Annotated in this window: 12 protein-coding genes; 9 read left to right on the top strand and 3 right to left on the bottom strand. The window is 38.0% G+C overall.

The window, feature by feature from the left end; translation table 11 throughout:
• Window positions 1–51 precede the first annotated feature (51 nt).
• The 5 genes from ACHZES_RS16855 (at window position 52) to ACHZES_RS16875 (ending at window position 7,429) form a co-directional block, all read left to right on the top strand.
• Window positions 52–522 carry a MarR family winged helix-turn-helix transcriptional regulator gene (locus ACHZES_RS16855; protein ID WP_395547057.1) on the top strand — a complete coding sequence of 157 codons (471 nt, stop codon included), beginning with the start codon at window positions 52–54 and terminating at the stop codon, window positions 520–522.
• Window positions 523–544: 22 nt separating this feature from the next.
• Window positions 545–1,897 carry a serine hydrolase gene (locus ACHZES_RS16860; protein WP_395547056.1) on the top strand — a complete coding sequence of 451 codons (1,353 nt, stop codon included), beginning with the start codon at window positions 545–547 and terminating at the stop codon, window positions 1,895–1,897.
• Window positions 1,898–1,943: 46 nt separating this feature from the next.
• The gene (locus ACHZES_RS16865; protein ID WP_395547055.1) at window positions 1,944–2,507 is read left to right on the top strand and encodes a C39 family peptidase; all 564 of its coding nucleotides are present in this window, start codon (window positions 1,944–1,946) and stop codon (window positions 2,505–2,507) included.
• Window positions 2,500–3,483 carry a hypothetical protein gene (locus tag ACHZES_RS16870; protein WP_395547054.1) on the top strand — a complete coding sequence of 328 codons (984 nt, stop codon included), beginning with the start codon at window positions 2,500–2,502 and terminating at the stop codon, window positions 3,481–3,483. Before ACHZES_RS16865 ends, ACHZES_RS16870 begins: the two co-directional genes overlap by 8 nt.
• 217 nt (window positions 3,484–3,700) lie before the next feature.
• The gene (locus ACHZES_RS16875) at window positions 3,701–7,429 is read left to right on the top strand and encodes an SdrD B-like domain-containing protein (protein WP_395547053.1); all 3,729 of its coding nucleotides are present in this window, start codon (window positions 3,701–3,703) and stop codon (window positions 7,427–7,429) included.
• Window positions 7,430–7,529: 100 nt separating this feature from the next.
• Here ACHZES_RS16875 and ACHZES_RS16880 read toward each other — a convergent pair whose 3' ends face one another.
• The 3 genes from ACHZES_RS16880 to ACHZES_RS16890 form a co-directional block, all read right to left on the bottom strand.
• Window positions 7,530–7,961 carry a thioesterase family protein gene (locus tag ACHZES_RS16880; protein WP_154526440.1) on the bottom strand — a complete coding sequence of 144 codons (432 nt, stop codon included), beginning with the start codon at window positions 7,959–7,961 and terminating at the stop codon, window positions 7,530–7,532.
• 32 nt (window positions 7,962–7,993) lie between these two features.
• Complete coding sequence (locus tag ACHZES_RS16885; protein WP_395547051.1) at window positions 7,994–9,409, bottom strand: PQQ-dependent sugar dehydrogenase; 1,416 nt, start codon at window positions 9,407–9,409, stop codon at window positions 7,994–7,996.
• A gap of 122 nt (window positions 9,410–9,531) precedes the next feature.
• The gene (locus ACHZES_RS16890; protein WP_154526444.1) at window positions 9,532–9,978 is read right to left on the bottom strand and encodes a MerR family transcriptional regulator; all 447 of its coding nucleotides are present in this window, start codon (window positions 9,976–9,978) and stop codon (window positions 9,532–9,534) included.
• Between the two features lie 565 nt (window positions 9,979–10,543).
• Between ACHZES_RS16890 and ACHZES_RS16895 the strand changes: the two genes are divergently transcribed.
• The 4 genes from ACHZES_RS16895 (at window position 10,544) to ACHZES_RS16910 (ending at window position 14,820) form a co-directional block, all read left to right on the top strand.
• On the top strand, window positions 10,544–11,170 hold the full coding sequence (locus tag ACHZES_RS16895) for a flavodoxin family protein (RefSeq protein WP_154526446.1): 627 nt from the start codon (window positions 10,544–10,546) through the stop codon (window positions 11,168–11,170).
• 22 nt (window positions 11,171–11,192) lie between these two features.
• Entirely contained in the window at window positions 11,193–12,038 is an 846-nt protein-coding gene (locus ACHZES_RS16900) for an aldo/keto reductase (RefSeq protein ID WP_395547050.1), read from the top strand.
• A 273-nt stretch (window positions 12,039–12,311) separates the two neighbouring features.
• Window positions 12,312–12,473, top strand: a complete 162-nt coding sequence (locus ACHZES_RS16905; RefSeq protein ID WP_242843030.1) for a hypothetical protein — start codon at window positions 12,312–12,314, stop codon at window positions 12,471–12,473.
• A gap of 175 nt (window positions 12,474–12,648) precedes the next feature.
• Window positions 12,649–14,820, top strand: a complete 2,172-nt coding sequence (locus ACHZES_RS16910) for a HelD family protein (protein WP_395547049.1) — start codon at window positions 12,649–12,651, stop codon at window positions 14,818–14,820.
• Window positions 14,821–14,902: the final 82 nt, after the last annotated feature.

Raw genomic sequence — 14,902 nt, forward strand, 5'->3', positions numbered from 1 at the left:
CGTTAGGAAACTTTATAGTTAAGGCAACTTAAATAAAGGAAGGGTAAAGCTTTGGTTCCGAAAACAGATCATCAGAATGAAAATGAATTGTTCCATTTGGTTACAGAAATTAATGAGATAACTTATTCCATGAATGCTCGTTTGATGAAAGAGCGTCAATCCTTATTTAATGAGGATCTGTCATCCAAACAAATGATAATAATGGATTTGGTGAAGAAAGAATCTCAATTATCTATAAGCCAACTGGCTGAAGCGATGAATGTAACTTCAAGTGCTGTTAGCCAGATTGTCTCCAAATTAGAAAAAGAGAAATATCTATTAAGGACAATTAATCCTGATAATAGAAGAGAGATAATTGTGCAGTTAGATGAGAGAGGGCACCAATACTATTCAAAAGAAGAAGATATTAACAGGGAAATCGTGAATCGCTTTTATTCTCGCATGAAAATGGAAGATATGATACAATTACGAGACATTTTAGCAAAACTCAATTTAATAGTTGAAGAAGAATTATCAAGATAAGTGTTAAAAGGAAAATTATATCATGAATGAAAAAAGAGAAATACTAAATAAATTATTTACAGAAATTCAAACAAAACGATTGATGAATGGTACTGTCTTAGTGGCTCAAGACGGTGAACTATTATATAAGGGAGCTTTTGGCGAGGCTGAACTCGATTCAAAACGAAAGTTAAAAATAAATTCAATATTTAACTTAGCATCAGTATCAAAGCCCGTGACTGCTTTGGGTATATTGTTATTGGTACAGGATCATAAACTTTCTCTTGATGACCCTATAGAAAAGTGGTTACCTAATATACCTTATAAAGGGGCTACAGTAAGACAATTATTGAATCACACTTCAGGACTGCCCGATTATTTAGAGTTATTTGAACATCACTGGGATAAATCACAAATAGCGGTGAACCGGGATTTGTTAGAGCTACTCATTAAGTATCAGCCGGAACGGCTATTTGAGCCGAATGATCATATGGAATACAGCAATACAGGTTATGTAATGCTTGCTCTCATCATTGAAAAAGTTTCGGGGCATTCGTTTGCAGATTATATGAAAACAAATATATTTTTACCTGTCGGAATGCAGGACACAGAAGTATTCTGTCAAAGATTAACTGGAAAGGTTTTGGATAATTATGCCTATGGTTATGTGTTTGATGTTTACAAAGGTAAATATGTTTTGCCAGATGAATTTACTGAAACAGAATTTGTTGTTTATCTTGATGGAATCGTGGGTGATGGTGCGCTTCATTCCACCGTTGACGATTTATATCTCCTAGACCGGGCATTGAGGGATGAGACACTGATTGATGACACTTTATTGAAGGAAGCCTATTCTCCATCTTCCCCGAGACTTGATAGTCAATTTAAATATGGACTGGGATGGATTTTAGAGAATGATAAGAAAAGGGGAAGATCTGTATGGCATAGTGGTGGTTGGCCAGGTTATACCACATACTTTAAAAGATACATTGATCATGATTCTACGGTTATATTTTTAAGAAACAAAGAACAGGACTTTGACTTTGAACAATCTATTTTACATGCAATTGAGAATATACTATTTGATGAACCATATGAGATCGCAAAAGTGCCAGAATTTCAAATGGCAAAAACATTAGACTCTGAGTTTTTAAACAAATATGTTGGCGAGTACCGGCTGGAAGATAATCCGGAAATGTCTGCAAAGGTTCTGATGAAAAATCAGCGGTTATTCCTTGAACTTCCAGGATCAATGAAACTTGAAATGTATGCGGTTTCCGATACTGAATTTTTCCTTCGCAGCTTATCTGTGACAGTTAAATTTTCAAATGATGGTATTTATCATCATTTGACTATTCATGATGGCAGTACCACTCAGACTGCCAGGCGTATATAAAAAATGAGGTTAAGAACAGGTTGTAATAGAGAGGAGAAAAAATAACTTGTATAAAAATTATTTTATCAGCCAAAATGATCAAAATTTTTATCCGGAATCTGCATGTGGAATTGCCTGCCTTTCTATGTTATTAAAATATCACCAGATCGCTGGTCACGATAATTTTGAGAAGCTTGCTAAAGAATTAAACTTTAATGTTTCACCAGAAGAAAAAGGATATGATAATGATGATATGAAATGTGGGACTTACCCTGAAGACATATTTAAGTATTTTACTAAAAATAATATCAACTTCAGAATGTCTTTCTATGATGATGAATGGAAGGATTCTCTGAAAAAGTCTCCCGTTATGGTAATGATGACTGGTAATGAAGAAGAGTTTGGTCTTAGGAATAGTCACTGGGTCTTATTAGTGAAAAGAGATAAAGATTTTTTTACGTATCTTGATCCATATGAAACAATGATATCTAATAATTATGTGAAACATATCTGGTCAGGTGATTTTAGAAAATATTATACAGGAATCGCATGTCAGGTAATCAAATGTAATTGGAACCAATGTTTATCAACAAAGCCAAACAGAACTGCCATCGGAGGTAATTATGAATAAAAAGATGCTGTTTACAATTATAACAACCTGTCTCCTTCTTGCAGGTTGTGGGAAAAATGCTTCTACCAATAATCTGCAACAAAATGATAATACGTCCTTGGAAACTTCTGCAGAAAATAGTGTTTCGTCAGAATCCCAAGAAGAGAGTATGCCTATAACGACAACTACAGCGGATACAACGGCTGCAGCAATAAATAATATTGACTATAAACAATATCTTAAAAAGACATGGGTTAGAACTACTGATTCCGGTTTCCCTGATAATGGTGGCGTATCTATTTTAATTTCGGAAATTGGAGATGGAAAAATCCAAGGGGAGATCAGTGCAGTAGGCAGTGCCCCGGCATATAATATGGACAACGCAGAATTTGAAGGAACTGTTATAAATGATACAGCAGAGTGCCAGCTTGTAAATGATTCGAGGGAAAACAAGGGAACTGTTGAACTTTTATTGAAACCTGATAATACCATCGAGGCAACGATTACAATAACAGAGAAATCCGAAGATACAGTTATGCGCCTTCCCGAAGGTACGTTTGAATTTACTCCATATAATCTTAAAAATATGAATGGTTTTGAACTTACCAAAGATCAAACTTTTATGGTGGATTTAAATTCATGGGGCAATGTTAAATTCGTATCAGGAAAATTAACCGGTGGAAACCATATACCTGTAGAGTTTTATTTAACCAATGGAGAAGGAGATATTCTTTATAATTTCAATGCAGTTCTTCCTTATAGCGTAGATGTAAAAGCAGTTTCATTTCAGGATGTAAATAAGGATGGATTAAAGGATATAATCATAATTGTTGAAGACAACTATGACGGGGCGTCTGGAGAACCATTGGCCGCCGTTTACTTGCAAGAGTCAGATGGATCGTTTACAAATGACAATGAGCTGAACCAGGAAATAAATGATTCCGGAAACAATAAAGATATAAGTACAATAGCCAGTTACCTTTTAAGTAAATTCTAAAGATAGCAGCGTCTAAGGGGTTCAGTGATATCAAATAATATAATCAAAATAAAAACTAAGAGAACTGTAAAAAGGTTCTCTTTTTTATGCCAAAATTTAAAGAGGATAAAAGGTAACGTTTGAGTTACGAGAGCAGGTGCAAAAGGACGGGGCTGTCACCATTAAAAGCTTGGCAGAATATTATAGTATTACAGAATTCATATAAAGGAGTGATAATATGGCAACAGTATCAGGTCGAATTATATTTGATAGAAATAGAAGTGCTACTATAGATGCTGGAGATTCTGGAATAGCGAATGTACCTGTTGTATTACAGAATATAACAACAGGTGTCAGGCTTGTAGTTCTTACAGATGCTGCAGGAAATTATGCATTTATTAATGTTCCAAATGGCAGCTATAGAATCGTAGAGGCGTTTGGTACTGCGGGGGGAGTACCAACACCAGGTAATTTTACCCTGGCAGTAGCAGGACCAGTTCCTACAGCTGCAACGCCCCCCATTAGTTTCGTAGCGAATCCCCCTGCAGGGTCAACGAACTTGGATTGTTTAACGCCTAACACAATATTAATTACAGTAACAGGAGCAGATGTAACCAATCAAAATATACTAAATGGACCAGTGATTTATACACCGATTGCAACGATATTAGACCCGTGCACAACTGTATCTAATGTTAATATTATTACAGATGCAGATAACGGAACGTTTGGATTCTTTCCACCAGGTACACCGGCTAATACAGGACCTGCGGTCGCACCGTATCCCAATGTTACACCAGATTTTACCTATGTAGTACCTGATCCAACAAAGTTTACACCAATCGATGGGGAATATACGGTGCAAAATCTTATGACAGATGCAATGAGCAATGTTATAGGGGCTTGGTGGCGTATCGCTGACCATACGACAGGAAATGAAACCGGAAGAATGATGGTAGTAAATGGGTTTAACCCAGGAGCCGTATTCTTTAGGTCTACAGTACCGGTTATACCTAATACTAATTATTTATTCAGCACATGGATTCTTAATCTTTTTAAAGTAACAGGTTTTCCGCCGGCACAGTTAGGTGTCAGAATCCTGGATCAAAACGGTAATGTACTGTTTCAGCAAGCATTAGGAGTTGAAATTCCAGTTAATATAAACGCACCAGAGTGGAAACAAATAGGAACTGTCATTAATTCTATGAATAACACTCAAATTACAGTAGAATTCTTCAGTGAAGGAGAAGCTGTTGTAGGAAACGATTATGCGATTGATGATGTTGCTTTACAGGAAATCTTAGTACCAACATTTGTTCCAGTTAAATCAAGCAGCACATTTACTGCAAATGTGGGCGATATCGTAACGTATACAGTTAAATTAACAAATACGTGTACCAGTCCTCTGACTAATGTATTTTTTAAGGATAATGTACCAGATGGTTTATTATTCATACCTGGAAGTGTAACGGTTAATGGAGTTCCTGAGCTGGGAGTTGATCCTAATATAGGTTTTCCGCTGCCGGATATTCCAGGTGGATCCGTCACGGAAGTGATGTTTCAGGTAAGAGTTGAAGGCATTCCGAATCCGAATCCTGCTATAAATACAGCAACAATCGATTACTCATATACACCTGTAGAGGGTGGCATACCAGGTAACTTCTCAGAAGAATCCAACCCAGTTCCTCTTATGGTTGAAGAATTACCAGGCGAAGCAGATATTGCTGTAGTAAAGCAAAGTGATAATCAGACTGCAGTCCCAGGGCAGTTGTTCACCTATACGATTATAATTTCAAACTTTGGCCCAGCCGATGCAGAAAGTGTCCTTCTAACGGATAGTATTCCAACTAATATACTCAATCCACAGTTTTCAATAGATGACGGAGTGACTTTCCACCCATGGATCGGAAGCCTTAACTTAGGTACAATAGAGGCAGGAGGGGTAAGAATTGTTCTTATTAGGGGAACTGTGAGCCCAACAGCAACAGGCGTTATTACGAACACAGCAACGGTTAGCTCACCTACACCAGATCCAAATCCAGAGAATAACACTTCAACCCTAGAAACTCCGGTAGCAGTTGTCGAAGCAGACGTTGCGGTAGTAAAGCAAGGTAATCAGGCAGTTGCAGTACCAGGAGAGCCATTTAGCTATACGATAACAGTTAATAATTTTGGCCCAAGTGCAGCAGAAAATGTTCTTTTAATGGATAGCATCCCAAGTTCTATTCTTAATCCAATGTACTCAATTGATGGAGGGGTAACATTTAATCCATGGCCGGGATTTCTTGGCTTAGGAACTTTACCGGCAGGAGCAGAAAGAATTATCATAATAAGAGGAACTGTAAGTCCTGACGCAACAGGCGTGATTTCCAATACAGCAATCGTTAGCTCTACGACACCGGATCCAAATCCAGAGAATAACACTTCAACGTTAGAAACTCCAGTATCAGCTGTCGAAGCAGATGTTGCTGTAGTAAAGCAAAGTAATCAGGTAATTGCCGTACCGGGAGAGCCGTTTAGTTATACAATTGTAGTTAATAACTTTGGTCCCAATGCAGCAGAGAATGTTCTTTTAATGGATAGTATACCAAGTTCTATTCTTAATCCAATGTACTCAATCGATGGAGGAGTAACATTTAATCCATGGCCGGGATTCCTAAATTTAGGAACTTTACCGGAAGGAGCAGAGAGAATTATCATAATAAGAGGAACTGTAAGCCCTGACGCAACAGGCGTGATTTCCAATACAGCAATCGTTAGCTCCACGACACCGGATCCAAATCCGGAGAATAACACTTCAACGATAGAAACTCCAGTATCAGCTCTCGAAGCAGATATTGCTGTAGTAAAACAAAGTAATCAGGCAATTGCTATACCGGGAGAGCCGCTTAGCTATACAATTGTAGTTAATAACTTTGGTCCAAATGCAGCAGAGAATGTTCTTTTGATGGATAGTATACCAGGTTCTATTCTTAATCCAGAGTATTCAATCGATGGAGGAGTAACATTTAATCCATGGCTGGGATTTCTTAATTTAGGAACCTTACCGGCAGGAGCGGAAAGAATTATCATAATAAGAGGAACAGTAAGCCCAACAGCAGCAGGCATTATTATAAATACAGCTACAGTCAGCTCTCCTACACCAGACCCAAATCCGGAGAACAACACTTCAACGACAGAGACACCAATTTTAGCCCCTGCACAAGCAGATGTATCAATTACAAAAACTGCAAGCCCCAATCCAGTGGCTCCAGGTGAAGTAATAACGTTCACTCTTGTAGTATCCAATGCAGGACCAAATATTGCGGAAAATGTAATTGTAAATGATAATATTTCGTCCAACATCACAGGTCCGGAATATTCAATCGACGAAGGAGTAACATTCAATCCATGGCTGGGATCTCTTAATATCGGGGCATTACAGGCTGGAGCATCAAGAACGATTATCATAAGAGGAACAGTATCAGAAACAGCAGCTTCCGGCTGTATTAATAATACGGCAATTGCAATCTCAGCAACTCCGGATCCTAACCTTTTTAACAACGTATCATCGATATGTGTAGAGGTAAGAGCTGCTGCGGAAGAAGAGGCAGACGTTTCTGTGAAGAAATTTGCAAACAAGAAAGTGGCATGCTGCGGAGAACTGGTGGTGTTTACAATCGTGGTTTCAAATGCAGGCCCGGCAGATGCTCATAATGTTGTTTTAACAGATAGCCTGGCAAACATTCTTAAAAAACCGATGTATTCACTGGACGATGGTTTTGCTTTCCAGCCATGGCCGGGAAGTATTAACTTAGGCACAATACCAGCAGGCACATCAAGAGTTGTTATTATAAAAGGATGTATCCGGCAAACATGTTCTTGTAAAATTATTAATACAGCACAAGTCAGTTCAACAACACCAGATCCAAATCTTGACAATAATGTTGCGACAGCTTGTATCCAAATTAAATGTTGTGACGACTGATCTCGTTGCTCTTCCTGTTAAGATGCAAAGGATAAGATAAGATTATACCGCCAACTGTACAATGGTTGGCGGTATTTTTATGCTCAATATTTAAGCCATATTAAACTTGCTCTGATTCACAGAGGGAGGTTAACAAATCATACAATTCCGGCAAAGATTTCTTTAAAGAAACCGGACGCTTTTTATTAGAGTCATAATAACAATGCGTACTTTCGCCGATTGTTCTTAATTTGCCTGTGGCTGCATCCGTAATTTGATACTGGACAGTCATTTTAGAAATAGATATGGCTGAAATGGAGGCCAGAATGTTAACCGTTTCCCCAAAACGCACCATAGATTTGTATTCACAGGAAATACTTAATAGTGCAAAATCGATTCCAGTGCTGACTGCACGATCATAGCTGAAACCAATTTGATCCATAAAATCGACCCGTGCTTCTTCCATCCAGTGAATATAATTGGCATGGTGTATAATTCCCATTTGATCGGTTTCATAATAATGAGTTTTTCTGGAATATGGTTTGATAATCATAAGTATATCTCCTTCTTATTAGTATTTGATATTCATGGAATAATTTCAAAAACAATACCTTGGTAATGATCAGCTACTTTCACAGACCCATAGACCCCTAAATATAGTCTGGTTTGATTTAAATTTGTTCCCAAGCTAACAAAATAAGCTGATTTGGAACCAAAATCATAATCAATTTCAATTACACTAAAATCCTGGAGTTTACAATCGGTATTTACCCTGGTATAAGCGAAGGCTCCTCGGACAGGCGGCGGAGCTCCTTCATTCCTGGCAAGATCAGTAAATACAACGCTTCCCGTTAAATCTGGGATTTCATTTCCCCTGTATGGCTGAACTCCTGTAAGCGCAGTTGCCCCAAATTTATCGGGCCGGGGATCTTGATGAAAATAACTGATGAGAGGCGGTAAACGCTTTACCGATGTTGCAATTGTTTCATCGTAATAAGCCATTACTTTTTCATTTAAAGCCGGATTTGCAGAGCAGTTACTTATTATTGAAGTAGGCAGAGCACCCTCCCATCCACGCCAGCCAAAGTTAATAAATCCTTCTTGATCCGGCTCGGCATTCATCATAGAAGATTGAATTAGCTTAGTGACAGGTATGGGTTTATAATCAACGAATGAAAAAATCGACTCTACCAGATCCTGTCCCACATTCCCAACGTATTTGACAAATTGATTGTTAAATTTTTGAAATGAAATGCCTGTTATATTACGGACTCCTTTGGCAATAACCATAAGCGTTTCCTGAAAGGGTACGGGAAGCTCCTGAAAGCGTGTAATTACGGGAGGATTATCATTAGATGTATTTACCGTCACATCAATTTCAATAATTTTACCGGCAATTTCCATATCATCCTGGCTTAAATTAAATGGATCGTAGCCAGCGCCGCCATCTCCGGTTGTTAATACAAGCTTTCCTGTTTCTGGTGAAAAATTTAAGCTGTTGACACCATTATGATTTAGATATGGTCGTCTTATACTAAGTAATGTGCGGCGTTTTTGAGTTTGGGCATTGGATTGAAAGAACCATTCTTCAACTGTATCAATGTGATTATATTGCGTTTCCCTATTTGTCCACTTTAAGTTTAAGGTTGCAGGATCACATGGGTCAGGCTTAAAAGATGATGGAAGAGCACCTGGACCTTGCGTTCCGGCAACTGAGTAATGAAGGTAAAACAGGCCATTCTTATTAAAGTCAGGATGAAATGCTAATCCTAGTAGTCCACGTTCATCATATCCGCCGGAAGAACTTCCCAGTTCCAGGATCCTCGGGCGAATATCTAAAAAAGTTTTTATAACTCCGTCTCCTATGTAAAAGATTTCTCCGACCTGGGTTGCAATAAATAATCGTTCCGTCTTGTCACCCGGAAGTATAGCTGTTTTTAAAACAGTGGGTAAATTTATATTACCTACTAATGGCTGTAAATGAACCTTAACTTTTACCAATATCCTAACCCCATTCTAATTATTTTTTAATAAAATATGAATAGGGTTATTATATTAGTACAAGAACGCAAGCGAAGTGTCCGGTATGGCATATTCTTAAGATTAACCTTGAGCGCCTAAAATTAAAATTCATCATCCGTATATTCGCAGCAGGTTGGAATTGGAGAGTTCGTATCATAGGCCTGGCAGGCATCATGGTAATAATCCAGCTTTCTGTCAATCAAACGAAGATGTTTTTTTAGATCTTCAATTTGCGTCAAAATATCTTCTTTATGATTTTCTAACATATCGTTACGGGGATGAAGGGTTTGGTTACCTTCATTTTGCCAGTCCGTAAATTGCTTTATTTTCTTAATCGGCATTCCGGTATTCTTGAGACAGCATATAAGGGAAAGCATCTCCATATCATCCTTTGTAAAAATACGGTTGCCTGATTTATCCCTTTTCACGTTAGTCAGCAACCCTTCACGGTCATAGTATCGTAATGTATATATTGTTAAATTCATTTTTTTAGCGGCTTGTGCTATGGTATAGTTCACGTTTATCACCTCAATTAATTTTTTATTCATATTATACAGCTTACACTTAGCTCTAGGTCAAGGATAATTATGAAAAATATAGAATCGGTCATATTACAATTACTTTTTCAATAATTGCTATTGACCTTCAGTTAGGTGTAGGGTCTAAACTCTGTGTATAGCAGCGTATTATTAATTATAAGGAGAGATGAAATGAAATATACGAACCCTATCTATCCCTTTCTATCGTCCCCCGTTTGAAGCCGATTCATTATTATTACAGGTTACAGCAGGCTGCAGCCATAATATGTGTACCTTTTGTACCATGTATAAGGGTGTTCCTTTTCAGAAAGATTTCTAAATGAAATGGCGTCAGTCCCCTTGAAGCAGAATTAAACTCCATAAAAGCTGAATACCTGGATGCTCAGCTGAAAAAGGGCTTTGAAGAAAATATTGTTTCAATTCTTCGATGATTATAATAGGCTTCGTTAAATATAAGCCTGGGCAATTATAAAAATTGTCGTAATATGCAATAATAATTTTTATTTTAACTATTGACCTACATCTAAGTGTTGGGTCTATACTTTCCGTATAGCAAAGAAAGGAGTGTGGATTTATGAAAGTAATAGCAATTAATGGCAGTCCACGTAAAAATGGTAATACAAATCAGGCACTCAAGATCATGGCAGATGAGTTGGAGCAGCAGGGGATAGAAGTTGAAATTATTCAAATAGGTCATCTGAATATCCACGGGTGTATTCACTGTGGATACTGTTGGACCTCCGAAGGAAATCATTGTGTTTTCAAAGATGACATTGTCAATGAGACTGCAAAAAAGATGCGGGAGGCAGACGGTTTCATCCTTGGATCCCCGACATATTATGCAGGAATAGCAGGGACGATGAAGGCCTTTTTGGATCGGGTATTTTTCACAAGCTCAGATTATTTCAAATATAAAGTTGCAACTTCTATTTCAGTGGTAAGACGTGCAGGCGGTGTAGATGTAGTACATCAGCTTAATAACTACCTTAATTTAGCTCAGACCGTTATACCGCCATCCCAGTATTGGACTGTAGCGTATGGTATGGATAAAGGGGAAATCATTCAGGACGAGGAAGGAATCCAGACTATCCGCAAAAATGCCAGATCAATGGCCTGGCTGCTTAAGATCATTGATGCAGGGAAAGAGAACATACCTGTTCCTGCAGAAGAAGACCATGTAATGACTAATTTTATAAGATAATAAATAGAAAAGGATGATAATTATGAAAGAAAATTTTTATACACTAAGCAACAACTATAAGATTCCCAATATAGGATTTGGTACATTCCGTACTCCCAGCGGAGAGGAAACAGAGCTGTCAGTACAAAATGCAATCAAGGCCGGATACAGGCACATTGACTGTGCTGCCGCTTATGGAAATGAAAAGAGCGTTGGTGACGCTATCCGTAAATCCGGAGTTGAAAGGGAAGAATTATTTGTAACAAGTAAACTGTGGAATGATGACAAAGGATATGAAAAGACGTTAGCTGCTTTTAACCGGACCTTAGAGGATTTACAGCTTGATTATCTGGATTTATATCTGATCCACTGGCCCATTGCGAAAGCATCAAAGAATAACTGGCAGGAAGCAAACAGTGAGAGCTGGAGGGCATTCGAGGAACTTTATAAACAGGGTAAAGTCAAAGCAATTGGAGTTAGTAATTTTCTTCCCCATCATTTTGAACCGCTTATGGCAACTGCTAAGATTAATCCTATGGTAAACCAGATTGAATTCCATCCTGGCATGCTGCAGGAGGAAACTGTGGCATTTTGTAAAGATCATAATATTTTAGTGGAGGCATGGGCCCCATTTTCTAACGGGCAGATTTTAAAGCATCCGGTGTTAATGGAGATTGCGGATCAATATAAAAAATCCGTGGCTCAGATTAGTCTGCGCTGGATTATTCAAAAGGGAATCGTTCCATTGCCAAAATCTGTTACACCAGAGAGGATTCATAATAATCTTGAAGTATTTGATTTTGAGATCAGTGCACAAGACGTTGAGAGGATAGACAGGTTAACTGATTGTGGAAGCTCAGGGCTTCATCCGGATAAAGTGGATTTCTAAGATATGTAAACATGAATAGGGTGCATTCCTTAAGAAAGGACTGCACCCTATTCATATAATCAATGAAAGTTACTCTGCCGTAAAATGGCAAAACAAAAGATAAAATGAAAAGTGTACTAAAGATTACAATCAGGAGTATATTGATTCAAACTGTATATTCCTAAAGACTTCTCAATGAGTGCTATTTGCTTATGGATCATAGGGCAAAGATAAACTATAGTGAACTGAATATCTGGGGAAATCAGATTATCGCCATTCGAGCAATGCGGATGGGTGAAGGACCAGTTTGGCATATCATGGCAGATCGTGCCTGATAACATGGAGGATATTATGGCTAACGGAACCCAGGAAGAAATAAAACGAATCACAGAGGCATTTCTGAAGATGAAAAAATTGGATATAGCTGCACTTGAAAAGGCGCGGTTAGGGGAATAGAAAAGAAAGGTGATTGTGCGTCTGCGCAATCACCTTTCTCTCTCTGCCTTAATTATAACACATACAATCGGCCACAACAAGACTGTTTTTCTGATTCGGATTGTGCTAGACTATTTTGAATAACGGTTTAGGAAATAAGTTTTTTGCCGATTCTATAAGAGAGGTGGTATTTGTTATGGAGAATAACCGGACAGAATTAGAATTTGAAAAGAGCAGGTTAGAACAAACCATTGCTCTAGCGAAAGAGCAGCTGGATCAAGCAAGAGAGCGCAATGTAGAGAATAAGTCGGCCATAATTTCTGCCAAGAAAGAGCTGCGTGAGAATACATCTCACTCCATAGCAAATCTATGGAGCAGCGAAGGCTTTGAAGCCCTTGCTGCCTTAAACCAGTATGCAAACCCGATCACAGATAAAATAGCCGATTTTGAAGCGGTAGAAAACAAAATATTGTTGTTGGAGAAAATGATTCAATCCCCATATTTCGCCCGGATTGATTTTAAATTCGAAGATGAAGATATATTTGAAAATATCTACATTGGACGCACCTCTTTAAAAAAGGATGAGACAAACGAGTTCTTTATTTATGACTGGAGATCGCCCATAGCAAGTGTCTTTTACCGATTTGTATTAGGGCAGGTATTTTATGATGCCCCTGGCGGAAGGATTACAGGAGAGGTTAATTTAAAGCGCCAGTATGAGATAAGCAAAGGGGAGCTGGAGTATTATTTCGACGCTGATGTACAGATTGTGGATGAATTTTTAAGGAAACTGCTGTCCCAGAATACATCTCCTAAGATGAAAACGATTGTAGAGACCATTCAAAGGGAACAGGACATTGTCATTCGGGATATGGAAAATGATTTAATGATGGTGCAGGGCGTGGCAGGAAGCGGAAAGACATCCATTGCTCTTCACAGGGCAGCCTACCTGATGTACCAGGGCCTCTCTTCAAAGCTGGCCGCTGATAATATACTCATTATTTCACCAAACTCCTTATTTGAACAGTATATTTCCAATGTATTGCCCGAGCTTGGAGAAGAACATGTTGTATCGGTGGTATTTGAGGATATTATTGCTTCTGTAGTGAAGAATGAGCAGGTTCAATCGAGAAATCAATTTTTGGAAAACCTGATCTCAAATACTCAATACAGGGATATTATAAAAAGCAGCATGGAATTCAAAACCTCCCGCCAGTTTTTGGAAATATTGGATCGGTTCCTTGATGATCTGCCTCACAAATGGATGAACTTTGAGGATATCTGCTATGACGGTGAGTGTATTATAAGCGGAGAAATGATAAAAGAGAAAGTATTATCCGGAATTAACGAAACTCCTCTGGGTATTAGATTAAAGCTGATAGGGGAATATATTTTAGAACTGATCAGCGAGTCAAAGAAAACCCGCTTAAGAAAATCTGAGAAAATTCTAATGAATGAGGAAATGTTAAAATTCATGGAACTTGATATAAAGGATGTTTATAGAAAGTTGTTCCATGACAAAGAATATTTTTACAGCCTGGCAAAAGACATAGAGCTTCCTGGCTGTATGGACCAAATATTAACTTTTACTCAGGAAAATTTAGATACCAATATGCTGTACTATGATGATGCAACGGTTCTCACTTATTTGAATTTAAAAATATACGGAATCAATAAATATAAAGCAATTAAGCAAGTAGTAATTGATGAGGCACAGGATTACTATCCCCTTCATTTTGAAATTTTCCATTTGCTATTTTTAAAAGCGAAATTTACGATTCTGGGAGATATCAACCAAACCCTTGAAAAAAGGGAAGACTTATCTCTTTACAAACAGATCAGAAAAATCTTCAATAAGAAAAAATCTTCCCTTGTTACTATGGACAAAAGCTTCCGTTGTACAAATGAAATTTTGAATTATGGGTTAAGGTTTCTTGAGCAAAGTACGGAGATAAAGAGCTTCAACCGAAAAGGAGATGAGCCGGAGATATATACGGCCAATGACCAAATATCGTATCATAACATGATTGTTTCAGAAGTGAAATCCTGTTTAAAAATGGGATACCAGTCAATCGGATTGATTTGTAAAACTGAAAAAAAAGCCCTTTTCCTCTATGAGAGCTTAAAGGACAAAGCTGATGTCCAATTAATAAAAAGTGAAAGCATAACTGATTTACAAGGTGTATTCATTATACCGGTCTATCTGTCCAAAGGGCTTGAGTTTGATGCTGTTATAATATGTGATGCAGATGCTGAAACTTATTACAGCCAGGATGATAAAAAGCTATTATACATCGCCTGTACAAGGGCGCTGCATAGGCTTAACCTGTTCTGCATGGGAGAGGCCAGTCCGTTATTGAACAAATGAATAAAGTTTGAATTAATACTATAACGGACGGTCTGCTTTTCTATGGCGGCCGTCCGTTTCTTATGGGGATTAAGAACAAGGC

It is taken from the genome of Lacrimispora sanguinis, from assembly GCF_044987295.1.
GTDB lineage: Bacteria > Bacillota > Clostridia > Lachnospirales > Lachnospiraceae > Lacrimispora > Lacrimispora celerecrescens_B.

Coding starts and splice junctions, on each gene's coding strand:
- ACHZES_RS16860 (WP_395547056.1), top strand. CDS start 545: ATGAATGAAAAAAGAGAAATACTAAATAAATTATTTACAGAAATTCAA.
- ACHZES_RS16870 (WP_395547054.1), top strand. CDS start 2,500: ATGAATAAAAAGATGCTGTTTACAATTATAACAACCTGTCTCCTTCTT.
- ACHZES_RS16900 (WP_395547050.1), top strand. CDS start 11,193: ATGAAAGAAAATTTTTATACACTAAGCAACAACTATAAGATTCCCAAT.
- ACHZES_RS16910 (WP_395547049.1), top strand. CDS start 12,649: ATGGAGAATAACCGGACAGAATTAGAATTTGAAAAGAGCAGGTTAGAA.
- ACHZES_RS16895 (WP_154526446.1), top strand. CDS start 10,544: ATGAAAGTAATAGCAATTAATGGCAGTCCACGTAAAAATGGTAATACA.
- ACHZES_RS16880 (WP_154526440.1), bottom strand. CDS start 7,961: ATGATTATCAAACCATATTCCAGAAAAACTCATTATTATGAAACCGAT.
- ACHZES_RS16875 (WP_395547053.1), top strand. CDS start 3,701: ATGGCAACAGTATCAGGTCGAATTATATTTGATAGAAATAGAAGTGCT.
- ACHZES_RS16890 (WP_154526444.1), bottom strand. CDS start 9,978: ATGAATAAAAAATTAATTGAGGTGATAAACGTGAACTATACCATAGCA.